The 18,757-nt window shown below is 43.1% G+C and carries 17 protein-coding genes; 8 read left to right on the forward strand and 9 right to left on the reverse strand.

Annotated elements, in window-relative coordinates; translation table 11 throughout:
- Positions 1–76: 76 nt before the first annotated feature.
- From HMPREF9065_RS06320 to HMPREF9065_RS06290, 7 genes are all read left to right on the forward strand, one after another.
- A complete protein-coding gene (locus tag HMPREF9065_RS06320) occupies positions 77–475 on the forward strand; it encodes a GyrI-like domain-containing protein (RefSeq protein WP_021615764.1) in 399 nt (132 codons plus the stop codon).
- Positions 476–552: 77 nt separating this feature from the next.
- Positions 553–1,821, forward strand: a complete 1,269-nt coding sequence (locus HMPREF9065_RS06315; protein WP_021615765.1) for an O-acetylhomoserine aminocarboxypropyltransferase/cysteine synthase family protein — start codon at positions 553–555, stop codon at positions 1,819–1,821.
- Positions 1,822–2,091: 270 nt separating this feature from the next.
- Positions 2,092–3,216 (forward strand): molecular chaperone DnaJ, encoded by a 1,125-nt coding sequence (dnaJ, locus tag HMPREF9065_RS06310; protein ID WP_021615766.1) that lies wholly within the window; start codon positions 2,092–2,094, stop codon positions 3,214–3,216.
- Between the two features lie 295 nt (positions 3,217–3,511).
- Positions 3,512–5,782, forward strand: coding sequence for a class 1a ribonucleoside-diphosphate reductase subunit alpha (gene nrdA, locus HMPREF9065_RS06305; RefSeq protein ID WP_021615767.1), 2,271 nt, complete (start codon positions 3,512–3,514; stop codon positions 5,780–5,782).
- A gap of 15 nt (positions 5,783–5,797) precedes the next feature.
- Positions 5,798–6,709 carry an AbiTii domain-containing protein gene (locus HMPREF9065_RS06300; protein ID WP_021615768.1) on the forward strand — a complete coding sequence of 304 codons (912 nt, stop codon included), beginning with the start codon at positions 5,798–5,800 and terminating at the stop codon, positions 6,707–6,709.
- Positions 6,709–7,839 carry a class Ia ribonucleoside-diphosphate reductase subunit beta gene (gene nrdB, locus HMPREF9065_RS06295; protein WP_005700384.1) on the forward strand — a complete coding sequence of 377 codons (1,131 nt, stop codon included), beginning with the start codon at positions 6,709–6,711 and terminating at the stop codon, positions 7,837–7,839. The genes HMPREF9065_RS06300 and nrdB overlap by 1 nt, the downstream gene beginning before the upstream one ends.
- Positions 7,840–8,021: 182 nt before the next feature.
- Positions 8,022–9,407, forward strand: coding sequence for a Do family serine endopeptidase (locus HMPREF9065_RS06290; protein ID WP_021615770.1), 1,386 nt, complete (start codon positions 8,022–8,024; stop codon positions 9,405–9,407).
- A 105-nt stretch (positions 9,408–9,512) separates the two neighbouring features.
- On the opposite strand, the gene ycaO is transcribed toward HMPREF9065_RS06290, so the two are convergent.
- Both ycaO and manA read right to left on the reverse strand, forming a co-directional pair.
- Complete coding sequence (ycaO, locus tag HMPREF9065_RS06285) at positions 9,513–11,276, reverse strand: 30S ribosomal protein S12 methylthiotransferase accessory factor YcaO (protein ID WP_021615771.1); 1,764 nt, start codon at positions 11,274–11,276, stop codon at positions 9,513–9,515.
- Between the two features lie 73 nt (positions 11,277–11,349).
- On the reverse strand, positions 11,350–12,552 hold the full coding sequence (gene manA / locus HMPREF9065_RS06280) for a mannose-6-phosphate isomerase, class I (RefSeq protein ID WP_033002471.1): 1,203 nt from the start codon (positions 12,550–12,552) through the stop codon (positions 11,350–11,352).
- A 196-nt stretch (positions 12,553–12,748) separates the two neighbouring features.
- On the opposite strand from manA, the gene HMPREF9065_RS06275 reads away from it, so the two are divergent.
- Positions 12,749–13,081 (forward strand): YegP family protein, encoded by a 333-nt coding sequence (locus HMPREF9065_RS06275; RefSeq protein ID WP_021615773.1) that lies wholly within the window; start codon positions 12,749–12,751, stop codon positions 13,079–13,081.
- Positions 13,082–13,253: 172 nt separating this feature from the next.
- Here HMPREF9065_RS06275 and tsf read toward each other — a convergent pair whose 3' ends face one another.
- From tsf to ompA, 7 genes are all read right to left on the reverse strand, one after another.
- Positions 13,254–14,102: a translation elongation factor Ts gene (tsf, locus tag HMPREF9065_RS06270; RefSeq protein ID WP_021615774.1), complete on the reverse strand. Its 849-nt coding sequence runs from the start codon at positions 14,100–14,102 to the stop codon at positions 13,254–13,256.
- A gap of 142 nt (positions 14,103–14,244) precedes the next feature.
- On the reverse strand, positions 14,245–14,967 hold the full coding sequence (gene rpsB / locus HMPREF9065_RS06265; protein WP_021615775.1) for a 30S ribosomal protein S2: 723 nt from the start codon (positions 14,965–14,967) through the stop codon (positions 14,245–14,247).
- A 283-nt stretch (positions 14,968–15,250) separates the two neighbouring features.
- Positions 15,251–15,580, reverse strand: coding sequence for a Grx4 family monothiol glutaredoxin (grxD, locus tag HMPREF9065_RS06260; protein ID WP_033002458.1), 330 nt, complete (start codon positions 15,578–15,580; stop codon positions 15,251–15,253).
- Between the two features lie 81 nt (positions 15,581–15,661).
- On the reverse strand, positions 15,662–16,465 hold the full coding sequence (locus tag HMPREF9065_RS06255) for a TPM domain-containing protein (RefSeq protein WP_021615777.1): 804 nt from the start codon (positions 16,463–16,465) through the stop codon (positions 15,662–15,664).
- Positions 16,458–16,907 (reverse strand): TPM domain-containing protein, encoded by a 450-nt coding sequence (locus HMPREF9065_RS06250; protein ID WP_021615778.1) that lies wholly within the window; start codon positions 16,905–16,907, stop codon positions 16,458–16,460. The genes HMPREF9065_RS06255 and HMPREF9065_RS06250 overlap by 8 nt, the downstream gene beginning before the upstream one ends.
- A gap of 21 nt (positions 16,908–16,928) precedes the next feature.
- Complete coding sequence (locus HMPREF9065_RS06245; RefSeq protein ID WP_021615779.1) at positions 16,929–17,510, reverse strand: LemA family protein; 582 nt, start codon at positions 17,508–17,510, stop codon at positions 16,929–16,931.
- Between the two features lie 102 nt (positions 17,511–17,612).
- On the reverse strand, positions 17,613–18,671 hold the full coding sequence (gene ompA / locus HMPREF9065_RS06240; protein WP_033002459.1) for a porin OmpA: 1,059 nt from the start codon (positions 18,669–18,671) through the stop codon (positions 17,613–17,615).
- Between the last annotated feature and the right edge of the window lie 86 nt (positions 18,672–18,757).

Raw genomic sequence — 18,757 nt, forward strand, 5'->3', positions numbered from 1 at the left:
GGTGTATTCATCAACCACAATTTTTTCTGACTTTATTTAAAAAAGTGAAGTCAGAAAAAATAAATCAGGAGAACAAATGGCGCTAAAACTCTACCCAATCGTACAACAACGATTAAATAACAACATAGCAAATAAGATCATCCCAACCCTTTGGCAAAACAATTTCGATAAACTACCACAAGGTCACTATTGTTATGGCGTTTATTTTAACTATGCAGCGAATTACCAAGCAGACTATGATTTTGCGATTGCAAGTGAAGCAGTATTAGAGACTGATATCCCGGTGATTGAAATTGAAGATTTGAGTTTCTACGAAGTTTTTCGTTGTAAAGTCGATGAAATTTATCAAACATGGCAACTGATCTGGAAAAAAGAACAACAAGGTTTACTTAAACGGGCTTATTCGGTGGATTTTGAAAAATACCATCCTGATGGTTTGGTAGAAATTTATATCGCCATTGCACCACATTGCTAAGCCCAAAGTGCGTAAAATTTTATAAAAAATGACCGCACTTTACTTCCCAAAACCAAACATAACCCAAGGAAAAAATAATGGAATTTGCAACAAAATGCCTCCATGCCGGCTATAGCCCTAAAAATGGAGAGCCACGTGTTCAACCCATCGTACAAAGCACGACTTACACTTACGACTCTGCGGAAGAAATCGGTAAATTATTTGATTTGCAAGCGGCAGGCTATTTCTATACTCGCCTGGCAAATCCAACCACGAATGCCGCAGAAGAAAAAATTACCGCACTTGAAGGCGGTGTGGCGACAATGTGCACCGCCTCAGGTCAATCTGCGGTGTTTTATGCCATGTTGAATATTTTAGAAGCCGGCGATCACTTTATTTCTTCCTCTTGTGTCTATGGTGGCACCTACAATTTATTTGCACATACGTTCAAAAAAATGGGGGTTGAAGTCAGTTTTGTGGATCAAGATTTGCCGCTCGAAGAACTCAAAAAAGCCATTCGTCCAAACACCAAAGCTGTTTTTGCCGAAACCATTGCAAACCCGGCGTTACGTGTGTTGGATATTGAAAAATTTGCTGCCTTAGCCCAAGCTGCACAGGTACCGTTACTAATCGACAACACCTTTGCCACGCCTTATTTTTGCCGCCCAATCGAATTTGGCGCAAACGTGGTCATTCACAGCACCTCTAAATATTTAGACGGTCATGCCATTGCACTTGGCGGATCTATTACAGATGGTGGCAACTTTAATTGGAATAACGGCAAATATCCGCAATTAAGTACACCGGACCAAACGTATCACGGGTTGGTTTATACAGAAACCTTTGGTCCTGCCGCTTATATTGTTAAAGCGCGCGTGCAATTAATGCGTGATTTAGGCGCAACACCGGCACCGCAAAACAGTTTCTTGTTGAATGTTGGCATGGAAACCCTTGCGTTGCGTATGCAGCGTCATTATGAGAATGCACAGGCTGTCGCTGAGTTTTTAGAAAAACACCCACAAGTGGTAAAAGTAAGCTATCCGGGATTAATCAGTTCCACGGATTACGCGCTCAAACAAAAATACTTACCAAACGGTTTGTGTGGTGTTATTTCTTTTGAAATCAAGGGAGGCAAAGACGCTGCGGCAAAATGGCTAAATGCCTTACAAATGACATCTCGTGAAGTGCATGTGGCGGATATTCGTACTTGTGCGTTACATCCTGCGACCTCAACGCATCGCCAATTAAGTGAAGTCGAATTAGAAAAAGCAGGGATTTCCGCAGGATTAATTCGTCTTTCTTGTGGTATTGAAAGTGTTCAAGATATTTTGGCGGATTTAGAACAAGCCTTCAATGCGGCAAAATAATGGTATTCAAGGCAGGCAATCGGCCTGCCTCTTTGAACAGAGACAAAATCATATCGTAACAGAAATATAGATGGCTCATTTTGGTTTGTTGACTTTATTTTGACTGTAAACAAACGAAAATAAGCCGAGCCATGCCTTAATAAATTCATGTGTTGGCTCTTGATATTTCTGCCTTTGACATCATTTTGGTGTTTAGAACTATTGTTCATATAATACAATACATAATCATAGAAGTAGCATTTGATATTTTAAACGGAAAATTGAAACATTATGGCAAAACAAGACTACTACGAACTCCTCGGCGTTTCTAAATCCGCCGATGAAAAAGAAATTAAGCGCGCCTATAAAAAGCTCGCGATGCAATATCACCCGGACAGAACCAAAGGGGATAAAGCGAAAGAAGAAAAATTTAAAGAAATTCAAGAAGCTTATGAAGTATTAAGCGATAAGCAAAAACGGGCCAACTATGATCAATACGGCCATGCAGCCTTTGAACAAGGTTTCGGTGCCGGCGGGGGCTTTAGCGGTGCGGATTTCGGTGATATTTTTGGCGATATGTTCGGTGACATTTTTGGCGGCGGTGGACGTGGTCGCCAACGTGTTGTGCGTGGTGATGACTTACGTTATGACCTTGAGATTACCCTTGAAGAAGCCGTCAAAGGCACGACTAAAGACATTAAAATTCATACGCTTGCCCCTTGCGAAACTTGCCATGGCTCAGGGGCTGAAGCCGGTTCAAAAGTGGAAACCTGTCCGCATTGTCACGGTTCCGGCCGCTTACGCCGTCAACAAGGTTTCTTTGTGACCGAAACCGTTTGTCCAACCTGTCATGGCACCGGTAAGAAAATTGAGAAACCGTGTAAAACTTGCCACGGTGACGGCAGAGTGAATAAACCGAAAAACCTTTCCGTAAAAATTCCGGCTGGTGTAGACACAGGCAATCAATTACGTTTATCCGGCGAAGGCGCAGCAGGTGAAAATGGTGCACCGGCAGGTGATTTATATGTTGTAATCCATGTGAAAGAACATCATATTTTTGAGCGTGATGGCAACAACCTTTATTGTGAAGTGCCGATTAGTTTCACCATGGCGGCTCTTGGTGGCGAAATTGAAGTGCCAACATTGGATGGACGCGTTAAGTTAAAAATCCCGGAAGAGACCCAAACAGGTAAATTATTCCGTATGCGTGGCAAAGGTGTTACCTCCTCCCGTAGCGGTTATGCCGGCGATTTAATCTGCCGAATTGTGGTAGAAACGCCGGTAAAACTCAACGAAGAACAAAAAGCATTGCTACGCAAGCTTGAAGAAAGCTTAGAAGGACAAACCAAACAGCGCCCGAAATCCTCTAGTTTTTTAGACGGGGTAAAACGCTTCTTTGATGATTTAACGAAGTAACGCCAACAAACTTCCTTGCAAAGTGCGGTGAAAATTTAAGGTATTTTTTCACCGCACTTTTTTGATCTTTTCCCTCTCTCATGCAATTTTGGCGCCAATTTATACATTTTAATCAAGCAAATTTTCTGTACATACGAAATTTCCTTTAATTAATAATCAGTTATTTAATGTCAACTAAGTGATAAAAAAATATATCGCTTGAATTTTTTATCTTAACACATTATCTTGTGTCAAAATTTTTGGCTTATAACTATATATTGTGTTTTAGGTCTATATCTAAGGAGTAGCGTCTTTCATGAATAAAGCATTAATGGTCACCAAACGTGACGGCACACTGGAGCCGATTAACCTCGATAAAATCCACCGCGTAATTACATGGGCGGCAGAAGGACTGGACAATGTGTCCGTCTCACAAGTGGAATTGCGTTCTCACATTCAGTTTTACGAAGGCATTCGTACCTCTGATATTCACGAAACCATTATCAAAGCAGCTGCAGACTTAATCAGCAAAGATTCTCCGGATTATCAATACCTTGCTGCGCGCCTTGCGGTGTTCCATTTGCGTAAAAAGGCTTACGGCCATTTCGATCCGCCGCGTTTATACGATCATGTAAAAAAACTCGTGCGCATGGGTAAATACGATCATGCTTTGTTGGATGATTACACCCGTGAAGAATGGGACGAAATGGACGGTTTTATCGACCATTGGCGCGACATGACGTTCTCTTATGCGGCAGTGAAACAATTAGAAGGCAAATATTTAGTCCAAAACCGCGTGACCGGTGAGATCTACGAATCCGCACAATTCCTCTATTTATTAGTGGCGGCAAGTCTGTTCTCCAAATACCCGCAAGAAACCCGCTTGGATTATGTCCGTCGTTTCTATGACGCGACTTCTACCTTCAAAATTTCCTTGCCAACCCCAATCATGGCAGGCGTGCGTACCCCAACCCGTCAATTCAGCTCTTGCGTGTTGATTGAATGTGGCGACAGCTTGGATTCCATTAATGCCACCGCCTCTGCCATCGTGAAATACGTTTCTCAACGTGCCGGTATCGGTGTGAATGCCGGTGCGATTCGTGCGCTAGGTAGCCCAATTCGTGGCGGCGAAGCGTTCCATACCGGTTGTATTCCGTTCTATAAATATTTCCAAACTGCCGTGAAATCTTGCTCCCAAGGCGGCGTGCGTGGCGGTGCGGCAACCGTGTATTACCCAATTTGGCACTTAGAAGTCGAAAGCCTGTTGGTGTTGAAAAACAACCGTGGCGTGGAAGACAACCGCGTGCGTCACATGGACTACGGCGTACAGCTCAATAAATTAATGTATCAACGCTTAATCAAAGGCGGCGATATTACCCTGTTCAGCCCGTCCGACGTGCCGGGACTTTACGAAGCGTTCTTTGCGGATCAAGACAAGTTTGAAGAACTTTACGTCCAATACGAACAGGATCCGTCCATTCGTAAACGTACCGTAAAAGCCGTGGAATTGTTCTCTTTATTAATGCAAGAACGTGCGTCCACCGGTCGTATTTACATTCACAACGTGGATCACTGCAACACCCACTCGCCATTCGATCCGAAAGTGGCACCGGTGCGTCAATCCAACCTGTGCTTGGAAATCGCCTTACCGACCAAACCGTTAAGCCACATTAACGATGAACAAGGCGAAATCGCCCTTTGTACCCTTTCCGCCTTTAACTTAGGCAAATTGGACAACTTAGACGAGCTCGACAATTTGGCAGATCTTGCGGTGCGTGCTTTAGATGCCTTATTGGATTATCAAGATTATCCGGTGATGGCGGCAAAACGCAGTTCCCTTGCCCGCCGTTCTTTAGGTATCGGCGTTATCAACTATGCGTACTACTTGGCGAAACACGGCGTGCGTTATTCTGATGGCAGTGCCAACGATTTAACCCACCGCACTTTCGAAGCCATTCAATATTACCTATTGAAAGCCTCCATGAACTTGGCGAAAGAACAAGGCGCATGTGAATATTTCCACGAAACCACTTACGCACAAGGCATTTTGCCGATCGATACGTACAAAAAAGACATCGACAGCTTAACCTCCGAGCCGTTGCATTACGACTGGGAAAGCCTACGCCGCGACATTCAAGAATTCGGCTTGCGCAACTCTACCCTCACCGCCCTCATGCCATCGGAAACCTCTTCTCAGATTTCCAACGCCACCAACGGTATCGAACCGCCACGCGGCCATGTGAGCGTCAAAGCCTCGAAAGACGGTATTTTGAAACAAGTGGTGCCGGATTATGAAAACTTGGGCGAAAACTACGAATTGCTTTGGGACATCCCGGGCAACGACGGCTACTTGCACTTGGTCGGCATCATGCAAAAATTCGTGGACCAAGCCATCTCCGCTAACACCAACTACGATCCGAAACGTTTTGAAGACGGCAAAGTACCGATGAAAGTGTTGTTAAAAGATCTTTTAACCGCTTACAAATACGGCTTAAAAACTCTCTACTACCAAAACACCCGTGACGGTGCCGAAGACAGCCAAGAAGATTTAGATGATGGTTGCGCGGGTGGGGCGTGTAAGATTTAGTTTTCAGGAGTGTGCATGTCACTTCTACGAGATATACAAGACTTAGCATCAAGTTCAAGTAAAGATATTGAATTATCGACGCTTCTGAGAAAATGTAAAATATTAGCTACTCGATTAAACCATCCAGGGTTTAAATCATGGGTTGAAAATGAGCTAAATGGTTATAATGATGTTAGTTCTTTACCTTCTTATAGGGTTTTAAAGGTAATATCAAAAGGACATTTTTCGACATGGGGAAATTCCATTTTAACTAATATTCAAATTCATACACATGTTATGAAGGAGAAACACGAGAAATATGTAAAAAAAGCCCATATTATGCAGGGAATTGGTTCTTTAGAAAATTTACTATCTAAAGAGGGTAGCATATTTCAATCACCTTGGGATTCCAAACTATTAGCTATATATGCTAGTGATTTCTATAACGATATGATTTGCATTAAAGCATGGCAAGTTATTTCAAGCTCTGACATAGCTGGTATTATCGATACTGTCAAAACAAAAATTTTAGACTTTGCTCTTGAAATAGAAGCTGAAAATCCTAATGCTGGAGATATTGAAATGAATAGTAATCCAATAGATCAAAATAAAATTACGCAAATTTTTAATACTACTATTAATGGCAATGTTCAAAATGTTGCAACAGGAAGTTCTGATGTTAATCAAAATTCTCAAATAAATAACACGGCAAAAGAGGAATTGTTTTCAAATTTATTAGATATAATAAGTAATCAAAAAGTATCTTTAGAAGAAGAACAGTATCAAAATATACTAAAAGTTATTAATGAAATGAGAAGTACACAAGGTACATCAGATTTTTCATCAAAATATATAAAATTTATTGAGTTAATTAATTCTCATGCAGGTATTTTTAGTGCCATAGCACCATATATACCTGTATTAACAAAATTATCAGGAGTTGCATAATGGCATACACCACTTTCTCACAAAACAAAAACGACCAGTTAAAAGAACCGATGTTCTTTGGTCAAAACGTTAACGTTGCCCGTTACGATCAACAAAAATATGAGACTTTTGAAAAGCTCATTGAAAAACAACTTTCTTTCTTTTGGCGTCCGGAAGAAGTGGATGTGTCACAAGACCGTATCGACTATGCCGCGTTGCCTGAGCATGAAAAACACATTTTCATCAGCAACTTAAAATATCAAACCTTGTTGGACTCCATTCAAGGTCGCAGCCCGAACGTGGCGTTGTTGCCGTTGGTGTCGATTCCTGAATTAGAAACCTGGATCGAAACGTGGACGTTCTCCGAAACAATCCACTCCCGTTCTTACACGCACATCATTCGTAACATTGTGAACGATCCGTCTATCGTGTTCGATGACATCGTGACGAACGAAGAAATTATCAAACGTGCACGCGATATTTCTTCTTACTACGACGATTTAATCCGTGACAGCCAACTTTACAGCCTATACGGCGAAGGCACTTACACCGTGGATGGCAAAGAATGTGTCGTCACATTGCGTAATTTGAAAAAACAACTTTACCTTTGCTTAATGAGCGTCAATGCGCTTGAAGCCATTCGTTTCTATGTGTCTTTCGCGTGCTCTTTTGCCTTTGCTGAACGTCAACTAATGGAAGGCAACGCGAAAATCATTAAATTCATCGCCCGTGATGAAGCGCTACACTTAACCGGTACGCAGCACATTTTAAACATCATGGCGGCAGGACAAGACGATCCGGAAATGGCTGAAATTGCGGAAGAATGTAAGCAAGAAGCCTACGATTTATTCTTAGCGGCAGCAGAACAAGAAAAAGACTGGGCAGATTATTTGTTCAAAGACGGTTCCATGATCGGCTTGAACCGAGACATTTTGGTGCAATACGTGGAATACATCACCAATATCCGTATGCAGGCAGTTGGCTTGCCATTGCCGTTCCAAGCGCGCTCCAACCCGATTCCTTGGATCAACGCCTGGTTGGTTTCCGACAACGTACAAGTGGCGCCGCAAGAAGTGGAAGTGAGTTCTTATCTTGTGGGTCAAATTGACTCCAAAGTGGACACCAAAGATTTCGACGATTTCGATCTGTAATCGTTGATGTCGCTAAAAGTGCGGTGGATTTTTCGGATGTTTTTAAATTCCGATAAAATCTACCGCACTTTTTTATTTATTCACGCCCAAAATTGCAGAACATTCAAGCCATTTATTTGTCATAAGCATTACCGAAACTCACAGAGATTTCGTGTTATTTGTTTTTAATTGGAGAAAATTGAATGAAAAAACGCAATTTTGTTTTAACTAGTATTGCACTCGGATTAAGCGTATTAACTGCCCCGATGATGAGCGTGGCAGAAACCCCAACAGAGGTGGCCGCCGGTCAAGTCATGCCAAGTTTGGCGCCTATGTTAGAAAAAGTGTTGCCTTCGGTGGTGTCCATTTCTGTGGAAGGCAAACAAAAAAGCAATGCCGCTCAAATGGATGACGACATTCCGGAAGAATTTAAATTCTTTTTTGGTCCGGATATGTTCGATCGTGATCGCGCACCACGCAACTTTAAGGGCCTTGGCTCAGGCGCAATTATTAACGCTGAAAAAGGTTATGTGTTAACCAATAATCACGTGATTAAAGATGCGGATAAAATTACCGTTCAGCTCCATGACGGTCGTGAATTTAAAGCGAAAGTCATCGGTGCCGATGAAATGTCTGATGTGGCACTCATTCAAGTGGAAAAACCGAAAAATCTGACCGCACTTAAACTCGCGGATTCCGACAAATTACGTGTAGGCGATTTCACCGTGGCTATTGGCAACCCGTTCGGTTTAGGTCAAACCGTGACATCGGGCATTGTATCCGCATTGGGTCGTTCCATGGGATCCGATAGTGGCACCTATGAAAACTACATTCAAACCGACGCAGCGGTTAACCGTGGTAACTCCGGCGGCCCGCTAATTAACTTAAACGGTGAATTAATCGGCATCAACACCGCCATTCTTTCCCCAAGCGGTGGCAATGCCGGCATTGCCTTTGCGATTCCAAGCAATATGGCCAATAATTTAGTGCAACAAATTCTTGAATTCGGTGAAGTGCGTCGTGGTATGCTCGGTATTAAAGGTGGCGAATTAAATGCAGATTTAGCACAAGCGTTTGATATTGAAGCGAAGAAAGGCGCTTTTATTAGTGAAGTGATGCCGGGTTCTGCTGCCGATAAAGCCGGCCTCAAAGCCGGTGATGTGATTACCGCAATAAACGGTCAAGCCATTTCCAGCTTTGCTGAAATGCGTGCCAAAATCGCGACCTCCGGTGCAGGCAAAGAAATTGATTTAACTTATTTGCGTGACGGTAAATCAAATAACGCCAAAGTGACGCTTCAATCAGATGACCAAACGCAAACACGTGCCAATGGATTATTACCGGCGTTAGACGGTGCGGAATTAAACAACTATGACGAAAAAGGTATGAAAGGTGTTGCTATCACCAAAATCAAACCAAATTCCCTTGCGGAACAACGCGGATTGAAATCCGGTGATGTGATCATTGGGATTAACCGTCAGAAAGTTGAAAACTTAGGCCAGTTACGCAAAATTTTAGAGAGTAAGCCATCGGCCATCGCCTTAAATATTATTCGCGGTGACAGTAACTTCTATTTACTGGTTCAGTAATCTCATTCCCATAAATAAAGGGCGAATCTCTTCGCCCTTTAAAATCGCATTAAAAAACCTTAGCAAAGCCAACGTTCAAAATCCACGGGATTTTCCCACCGCACTTTACTGCCAATTTTCACGTTTTGCCTTTTGTAATTTCGCATAAGCCGCCAATAATTTTTGATGTTCGCTAAAGTTTGCAAGGGTTTCATCACTGGCAGGCAGGTTATAGAACGGATTGCCACCTTGAATCGCGCTCCACGCAAATGCCATGGCGTCTTTGCCATACATTTTTTCGAATACCATGCGATATTGCTGCGGATCACGTTGGCTATCCATAAACAATTCAAGGCTATTGATTAAGCAGCGATAATAGTTGGCACGTTCTGCCGTGAACACAGAGCTGTTCATGTTATAGGTCCAATTTGCCCAATCTAGAGCCATTTCCAGGTCGCCCAAGGCAAGATAAAGCATGGATTTTAATTCACCGATGCGCAAGGTTGTCCAGCCGCTGGCTTTCGGTGCCACGATGCCGATAAATTCACGCACACGGGTGGCGTCGTCAATGTCTTGTACGTCCAGTTCGTCCAAGAGTTCTTGGTAGGTTTCTTGATCGTGGTGGAAGTGCGGTAAATCTAACAAGATTTCGCGCCAGTCCATGCCCATGTTGCTGTTGGCGTAAATTAAGTCGTCTGCCGGATAAATATCGGACATACCCGGCACGATAATGCGACAGGCATAAACACCTAAGTGATTGTAGTCCATGATGTAAACGTCTTTCTTTTCTGCACGGAAAATCGCCATCAGATTGTCGTATTCTTCATGCGTATCTTTGCCCGAGAAATTCCAATCGGCGAACTCATAATCCGGCGTATCTTTGAATAAATCCCAAGAAATCAAACCGCTGGAATCAATAAAGTGGGTTTCCAAATTGGCGTGTTCGGCAACATCGTCATTGTTGAAGGATGGCGGAGAAAAAACATCCAAATCTTTTAAGCTACGACCTTGCAGCAGTTCAGTCACGGTGCGTTCTAACGCCACTTGGAATTTCGGGTGCGCGCCGAAAGAGGCAAAGCAAGTGCCGTTAGTTGGGTTAAGCAAAATGACGCAAATCACTGGGTATTTGCCGCCAAGAGAGGCGTCATACGCCAAAATCGGGAAGCCTTCCTGCTCCAGCTTGTCAATCGCGGCTTGAATCGATGGATAACGTGCCATCACCTCTTGCGGAATTAATGGCAAACTAATGGCTTCTGCGATGATTTTATTTTTCACATAGCGCTCAAACACTTCCGATAATCCCTGTACGCGCGCTTCAAATTGGCTGTTGCCGGCGGACATCCCATTGGAGACGTAGAGATTAGAAATGATGCTTTGTGGAATATAAACCGTTTGTTGGTCTGATTGACGCACATAAGGCAAAGCAACAATGCCACGCTCATAGTTGCCTGATTGCAAATCTACCAAAAGTTCCGGTGTCAGCTCCTGATTTGGATCGAAATGTTCGAATAAACGATCGTCTAAAATGCCTTGTGGCAACAACGCCTCGTCTTCAATCGGAAACCATTTTTCGTTCGGATAGTGCACAAAATCGCCATTGGTAATGTCTTGTCCTAAATAGAAATCCGTCCAGAAATAGTTAGTGGAAAGACGTTCAAAATATTCGCCGAGTGCTGACGCTAACGCGGCTTTTTTACTGGCGCCTTTGCCGTTAGAGAAACACTGTGGGCAGTCTTTATCACGGATGTGTACCGACCACACGTTCGGCACCGGGTTTAACCACGAGGCTTCTTCAATATTAAAGCCAAGTGCGGTCAGTTTTTGCTGGAATTTTTCAATACTTTCCTCAAGGGCGGCATCTTTGCCGGGAATAAACGTTTGTTGAGTCATTGTAGTTCCTATTTTGTGATGTAATCAGAGGTCATAAAAATCGTTGTTAAGTATTTCTTTCATGAAAACGATGTTAAATCGGTAATCCGGCCAGCACGGCATAGCCTTCTTGCATGCCATGCACGCGATAGTCTGTGTCAGCTTCAATAAACGCCGCTTGTCCTTGTTTTAAAGTGAGTTTTTGTTGTGTGGCTTCCAATGTCATTTCGCCTGCCATGACTAAGAGAATCGTGCCGTTTAAAGTGCGGTCGGAAATTTCGGTGTTTTTAGCATAAGGCATATTGCTCAAAGCAAAATCGGCAATGGGCGTCGGGTAGATGTAAACCTGATTTTGAGGTGCCGGCGCGATGATTTGAGGGACGATTTCGCTACAATCAATGATTTTCAGCAATTGTTCGATATCAACGTGTTTCGGCGTTAAACCGCCACGGATCACGTTGTCGGAACAGGCCATTAGTTCAATATTTTGTCCGCGTAAATAAGCGTGCGGTACGCCGGCGGCTTGGAAAATCCCTTCGCCAACCTGCAAATTCACAATATTGAACAGGTAGAAACTCATTAAGCCGGCATCTAACCGGTCTCGGGAAATCTTCATGGCGTGTAATGTGTAAAGCACCCAGTAATCCGGATTTTGCATGGCAAGCTGGTTTTGCTCGTAAGCCTTTTGTTGCGCGTCAATGATCGGCAAGAGCCATTGTGCTAATTGAGCTTGTGTTGCCAACATAATATCCGCATAAAAATCCGCTAAATTCTGTGAGGCCAATTTTATTGCCAGCTCCGCAAGTGATGGGCGTTGGCGTAGCGTATCAAGAATGTCGGCTCTGCATTTAAAACCATGTAAAAGCCAAAAATCGGACAAAGCAATCATCATTTCCGGCTTATGGTTATCGTCTTTATAAGTGCGTTTGGGATCGTTCAACGCAATGCCTGCTGCATTTTCTTGCGCAAAGCCAATTTCAGCTTGTTCTTTGGTTGGGTGCAACTGGATGGAAAGAGGATTGGCAACGTCTAAAATTTTCAGTAAATAAGGCAAATTGTTACCCAATAATTGACGGCTTTGGCGGCCAAGTGCGGTGGGATTTTGTTGTAAAAAATCCAGTAACGACAGTTCGCCATCGGCGGTGATTAACTGTGATGGCGCAGAAGGGTGTGCGCCGAGCCAATATTCGGCATAATGCGCTTGGTTTTTTGTAATATGCAAGAAGTCCGGAAGATACTGGTTACCACCCCACGCGTAATATTGAAGACTCCCGTTCAGGGGATAAATGCCTGCCATCATGTGTTCTCGTTTAGCGTTACGTTGCCTAAAATAAAGGCGACATTTTAGCATATTCTTCCGCTTAACTGTTGCGATATACAGGCTTTTTTTATACATTTAGCCCTATCTAAAATTTCTTTTTAATCGCGATTATCGCGTTTATTTTATGAAATTTTAGATAACGAAACACATTAACTTAACAAGAGGTGTAAACATGGCACAAGGACATTATGAATTAAAAACGGCCAAAGACGGTCAATTTATGTTCAACTTAATCGCTACTAACGGACAAGTGATCTTAACCAGTGAGCTTTACAAAACGAAAGCCGCTGCACAAAACGGTATTGCTTCCGTCCAAAAAAATGGCGTAGATGAGAAAAATTTTGAGTTTCGCATGACAAAAAGTGATCAACCGTATTTTGTGTTGAAAGCGGCGAATCACCAAGAAATCGGTCGTAGTCAATATTATTCCTCACAGGCTGCCGCGCAAAAAGGCATGGAATCGGTGATGAATAATGCATCTACTGAAGTGATCAAAGAAATTTAATCTGCTTTTTCTTACTCTCCGCTTATCGGCATTTTCGGTGCCGATCTTTAGGCTTTGTAAGAGGCAGAAAGAATTAGAGCATTTTCATAAAAATCTGCGCCTAAATTTGTCGGTATTTTATCCCACGTTTAGGCGCAGATGAGTTATTGCGATTTTTGACTTAAATTATCTATTACGCTTTAGACATGGCAGCAACTTCTGCTGCGAAGTCGGTTTCTACTTTCTCGATACCTTCGCCCACTTCTAAGCGGATGAAGTTAGAGATTTCAGCACCTTTTTCTTTTAACAAATCACCAACGGATTTAGATGGATCCATCACGAATGGTTGACCGGTTAAAGAGACTTCGCCAGTGAATTTCTTCATGCGGCCTTCAACCATTTTTTCTGCGATTTCACGTGGTTTACCGGATTGCATTGCGATATCCACTTGGATGTTACGCTCATGTTCAACCACATCAGCCGGAACATCGCTTGGGTTAACGTAGTCTGGACGGCTTGCTGCAACGTGCATTGCAATGTGTTTTAACAATTCATCATCTGCGCCTTTACCTGCCACTAATACACCGATTTTCGCGCCGTGTAAGTAAGAGCCTACAACATCGCCCTCGATGTAAGCAACACGACGGATGGTCATGTTTTCACCAATTTTTGCCACTAATGCAGCACGTTTTTCTTCAAATTGCGCTTGAAGTTGTTCGATGGTTGCGCCTTTGTGTGCTGCTGCGTAGTCTGCCACTTCGTTGGCTAAACCTAAGAAACCGGCATCTTTTGCGACGAAGTCGGTTTCGCAGTTTAATTCAACCACTACACCGAAACCGTTTTGTACACGCGCGATGATGACACCTTCAGCTGCAACACGGCCGGCTTTTTTCGCCGCTTTTGCTTGACCGGATTTACGCATGTTATCGATAGCTAATTCGATGTCGCCGTTTGCTTCAACTAATGCTTTTTTACATTCCATCATGCCTGCGCCGGTACGTTCACGCAGTTCTTTTACTAATGATGCTGTGATTTCAGCCATTTTAAAATCCTCTGTCAGTTTAAAATGCGGTGGAAAAAGACCGCACTTTTAGCTCTAAAAAATACAGGGAGCTATCTAGCCCCCTGTTCATTAATTAATCGTCTGATTAATAAGGGCTTACGCCTTATCGCAATCGCCTGAATTATTCTGCGGCTTGCGCTAATTCTTCAGCAACCGCAGCTTCGTTACCACGACCTTCTTTGATCGCAGCAGCAGCAGAAGAAAGATAAAGTTGAATTGCACGTGCTGCGTCATCGTTACCTGGGATAACGAAATCTACGCCGTCCGGGCTAGAGTTAGTATCAACGATAGCAAATACCGGAATACCCAAGTTGTTTGCTTCTTTCACTGAGATATGTTCGTGGTCTGCACCGATAACAAATAATGCATCCGGAAGACCGCCCATCTCTTTGATACCGCCAAGGCTTAATTCAAGTTTTTCCATCTCACGGGTACGCATTAACGCTTCTTTTTTGGTTAATTTGTCGAAAGTACCGTCTTGAGATTGCGTTTCTAAATCCTTTAAACGTTTGATGGATTGACGAACTGTTTTCCAGTTGGTCAACATACCGCCTAACCAACGGTGGTTTACATAGTATTGTTGACAGTCTAATGCGGCAGCTTGCACGGCATCGGTCGCTGCGCGTTTAGTACCAACGAATAATACTTTACCGTTGTTGCTCGCAATGCGGGTTAACTCAGCTAATGCTGCGTTGAACATTGGAACGGTTTTTTCAAGGTTGATGATATGAACGCCGTTGCGTGGCCCGAAAATGAATGGTTTCATTTTTGGGTTCCAGTAACGAGTTTGGTGACCGAAGTGAACGCCTGCTTGAAGCATATCGCGCATAGAAACTTGTGCCATAATAATTTTCCTTTTGTTTGGGGTTTAGCCTCCACATATCCAGCCAATCGACCGTTTGGCACCCCGATTTAGCCTTTCTGATATGTGTGTGTTTTAGTAAATTGATTAAAAAATAAACGTTACTTTTAAACAGCAAAATAACGCCGTGCTTTATATCATAAAGTGCGGCTGCTTTCCAGTAAATTTCGATTTTTCATCGTTTTATTAAGACAATTTACAAGGAATTAACTCACAAAAAAACCGCACTTGGGGAAACCAAAGTGCGGTTTTTTTAGAAAACATTTTACGCTTGTGGATGTCTTGCAGCGACTTCTTCTAATAAGGTTTTGAGTTCACCTTGTTGATACATTTCCAATACGATATCACAACCGCCAACAAGTTCGCCTTCTACCCATAATTGTGGGAATGTCGGCCAATTGGCGTAAGCCGGTAACTCTGCACGAATATCCGGATGTTGTAAAATATCCACATAACCGAAGGGTACGCCACAGTTAATTAAGGCTTCCACCGCACGCGCAGAAAAACCGCAAGAAGGGAATTTTGGCGAGCCTTTCATGTAAATCAGAATTGGGTTTTCGCTAATCTGTTTTTTGATTTTATCTAACGTTTCCATAATGTTCCTTATATGCATTGAAGAGAAAACGCGCGCATTGTATCACAAACAATGTGCCCGACCAATAAATCCAAAAGGGTATTACCAGCTACCACCAGCCCCACCGCCGTCAAAACCGCCTCCGCCGAAACCTCCACCGGAGCCACCGCCAAAACCGCCTCCACCAAAGCCACCGAAACCGCCACCGCCTCTGCCATGACGGCGACGATCTGACATTGATTGGCGCAATATTTCATTCAAGACATGATTATTCGTTGGGCTGACGTAAGCGCGACGACTGTTAACCTCCGCTATCACCACAATCAAAATAAACAGCGCGAGCATGATAAAGGGCACAACATCCCCGAAATCCTTTTCCTCTTCCGCTTGTGCCGCAAATTCGCCTTTGGTGGCAGCAATAATGTAATCCAAGCCGTTATCAATGCCTTGGGCATACTGCTCGTTACGGAAATAAGGGCGAATTTGGTTGCGAATAATTTGTGAAGCCAGCGCATCGGTCAACACGCCTTGCAACCCTTGTCCCACCGCAATAAACAATTTGCGATCGTCTTTAGAGATAAGTAACAACACGCCATTATTCAGATTTTTTCGCCCGATACCCCATTTATCGCCCAATTCAAAGGCATATTGAGAAACCTCATATTCACCGGTCGTTGGCACAATCACCACCGCAATTTGCGAACTGGTTTCTTTGCCATAGGCTACCAACTTCGCTTCTAATGCGTCCAACTCTTTTGCTGATAACGTTTTCGTGTAGTCATTTACATAACGGAAAGGTTTCGGGGAATCAGGAAAGGTGACGGCAGAAACTGTCGCTGCCATAAAAACACCGAGAAAAATGACCGCACTTTTTAAGCTCAATAAACCCAATACGCGCTTAATCATGAATGATCACCTCGTTATCCAGTTCATTTTGATCGCCCGGTTGAACCGGAAAATGCCGAATCAACTGCTCACCGATTTGCTCCATTGAAACCAAAATGCCTTCCGTATAGTGCTTTTGTTTAAAATGCACAGTCATGCGGGCACATTCTGTTTGCCAAAAGTCATCGCCCACATACTGATGAATACCAATGTCCCCGATAATCGCACATTGACGATCATCATAGGCAATATAAATCAATACCCCATTACGCGCTACTGTTTGGTGCATTTCCAGTTGTGAAAAAACAACCAATGCACGCTCATAAGCAGAAAGTGCGGTCGGTTTTGACGGTATTTTTCGTTCGATAAAAATCCGAAATTCAGCGGAAGTCTGTTGCTCAAGGCGGGCAATTGCCGCCTCGAGCTGTTTTTTATCTACCGGAATTTTTGCAAATAATGGCATGGTCGCCACCTTGTTGTCCGTTTAGTTAAAATTCACTGTCGGCGCATTTTCAGCACCAGCAACAGATTTGAAGTAAGGTTTCTCTTTGAAACCAAAAATCATCGCCACCACTTTGGTTGGGAAAGTACGAATTTTTTGGTTGTATTCACGCGCTGCTTCATTGAATTTATTACGCGCCACATTAATGCGATTTTCGGTGCCTTCTAATTGCGCTTGTAAGTTCATAAAGCCTTCGTTTGCACGCAATTCAGGATAATTCTCTACACTGACCAACAAGCGGGACAACGCTGAACCCACCGCATTTTGATTTTGTTGGAATTGGGTTAATTGCTCTTCCGTTAAATTAGACGGATCAATTTTGGTTTGCGTTGCTTTGGCACGCGCTTCAACTACACCGGTCAAGGTTTCTTTTTCAAAGTTTGCCTGACCTTTCACAGTATTCACTAAATTTGGAATCAAATCAGAACGACGTTGATAAGTCGATTCCACATTTGCCCACACCGAATTAATTTGCTCTTCCGCGGCAACCAAGCCGTTATAACTTGGAATTAAGGTCATGGCCGCAACAACGGCAACAATAATCAGAACAAGCCATTTTTTCATGTTTTTCCCTTACAATCATTAAACTTAGCTAAAAAACAAAAGACCTAAACATAGGTTTAGGTCTTTTTTATCTTTATCTAAAAATAATTAACAAAAAGTCAATTAGTGGGAACCGCTAACTGCGATTTCTACACGACGGTCATCAGCTAAACAAGCGATAAGCGCTTTACGGCCTTTAACTGCGTCACATTTGTTACCAGTAACTGGGTTTGCTTTACCATAACCGGTTGCAGAAATAGCGTTTTGAGAAACACCTTTAGACACTAAGTAGTTAGCAACGCTTTCAGCACGTTTTTGAGATAATTTTTGGTTGTAAGCGTCAGAACCGATACGGTCTGTGTAACCTGCAACTTTAACGTTCGCATGGCTAACTTGTGCGATTTCGCCGTAGATACCATCTAATACGTTACGAGCTTGAGGTTTTAAGTCAGCTTTGCCGAATGCGAAAGTCACATCAGAGTTCAAGTTGAAAGTTTTGTTTACTACTTTCGCTTCAGGTGCCGGCATAGGTGCTTGACCTTGACCGAAACGGTAAGATAAACCTAAAGCAACAGTACCCATGTTCGGAGAGAACTCTGTAGTACGTTCACGTGGTGCCGGACCATTTTTCACTTGAGCTTTACCTAAGTTGCCTACACGAGCAGTCCATTGATATTCTAAACGTGCTGCTAATTCTGGAAGAATTGCGTATTCAATACCCGCTGCTAAAACCGGAGATACTTTGAAGTTGTGAGCTTTCTCTTTACCGCCACCTGCAAGAGTTGCTTTATAATCGCTGCGGATTAATGCCGCACCAACACGACCATAAACATCTAAATCTGCTAATACTGGGTAGCTTCCTTTAAGTGCTAAAGTCGTACCGTGCGCAGTGTGTTTAGTTTCAGTTTTGTCTTGGCGATCTTTTAGTTTAGAACCACCGAAATATTCATAACCGATTTCTGCAGCGAAGTTGTCAGTGATTTGGTAACCACCGAACACACCGTAGTTTACAGAGTGACGGTTTACATCATAACCCGCATTACGAAATTGGGTAAAACCATTGTGGGAAGAAGTCCAACCGGCTTTTGCGCCAGTATAGAAAGTGTTAGCTTGTGGTGCAGCTTGTGCTACAGTTGCTGCTGCTAAACCAGCGATAGCTAATGCGATTGCAGTTTTTTTCATTTTGATGATCCTCTTAAATGTAGTCATCTATTTAAATTAAAACAAGTATCAGCTGATGTAGCTGAAAACCAACACAAAGGAATTGT

Origin of the sequence: Aggregatibacter sp. oral taxon 458 str. W10330 (assembly GCF_000466335.1) — a bacterium.
Classification (GTDB): domain Bacteria; phylum Pseudomonadota; class Gammaproteobacteria; order Enterobacterales; family Pasteurellaceae; genus Aggregatibacter.

Excerpts from the sequence above, each read along its gene's own strand:
- HMPREF9065_RS06275 (WP_021615773.1), top strand. The coding sequence starts at position 12,749 with ATGGCACAAGGACATTATGAATTAAAAACGGCCAAAGACGGTCAATTT.
- manA (WP_033002471.1), bottom strand. The coding sequence starts at position 12,552 with ATGGCAGGCATTTATCCCCTGAACGGGAGTCTTCAATATTACGCGTGG.
- HMPREF9065_RS06290 (WP_021615770.1), top strand. The coding sequence starts at position 8,022 with ATGAAAAAACGCAATTTTGTTTTAACTAGTATTGCACTCGGATTAAGC.
- nrdB (WP_005700384.1), top strand. The coding sequence starts at position 6,709 with ATGGCATACACCACTTTCTCACAAAACAAAAACGACCAGTTAAAAGAA.
- ompA (WP_033002459.1), bottom strand. The coding sequence starts at position 18,671 with ATGAAAAAAACTGCAATCGCATTAGCTATCGCTGGTTTAGCAGCAGCA.
- HMPREF9065_RS06245 (WP_021615779.1), bottom strand. The coding sequence starts at position 17,510 with ATGAAAAAATGGCTTGTTCTGATTATTGTTGCCGTTGTTGCGGCCATG.
- dnaJ (WP_021615766.1), top strand. The coding sequence starts at position 2,092 with ATGGCAAAACAAGACTACTACGAACTCCTCGGCGTTTCTAAATCCGCC.
- HMPREF9065_RS06250 (WP_021615778.1), bottom strand. The coding sequence starts at position 16,907 with ATGCCATTATTTGCAAAAATTCCGGTAGATAAAAAACAGCTCGAGGCG.
- HMPREF9065_RS06255 (WP_021615777.1), bottom strand. The coding sequence starts at position 16,465 with ATGATTAAGCGCGTATTGGGTTTATTGAGCTTAAAAAGTGCGGTCATT.
- ycaO (WP_021615771.1), bottom strand. The coding sequence starts at position 11,276 with ATGACTCAACAAACGTTTATTCCCGGCAAAGATGCCGCCCTTGAGGAA.
- tsf (WP_021615774.1), bottom strand. The coding sequence starts at position 14,102 with ATGGCTGAAATCACAGCATCATTAGTAAAAGAACTGCGTGAACGTACC.
- grxD (WP_033002458.1), bottom strand. The coding sequence starts at position 15,580 with ATGGAAACGTTAGATAAAATCAAAAAACAGATTAGCGAAAACCCAATT.
- rpsB (WP_021615775.1), bottom strand. The coding sequence starts at position 14,967 with ATGGCACAAGTTTCTATGCGCGATATGCTTCAAGCAGGCGTTCACTTC.
- HMPREF9065_RS06300 (WP_021615768.1), top strand. The coding sequence starts at position 5,798 with ATGTCACTTCTACGAGATATACAAGACTTAGCATCAAGTTCAAGTAAA.
- HMPREF9065_RS06320 (WP_021615764.1), top strand. The coding sequence starts at position 77 with ATGGCGCTAAAACTCTACCCAATCGTACAACAACGATTAAATAACAAC.
- HMPREF9065_RS06315 (WP_021615765.1), top strand. The coding sequence starts at position 553 with ATGGAATTTGCAACAAAATGCCTCCATGCCGGCTATAGCCCTAAAAAT.
- nrdA (WP_021615767.1), top strand. The coding sequence starts at position 3,512 with ATGAATAAAGCATTAATGGTCACCAAACGTGACGGCACACTGGAGCCG.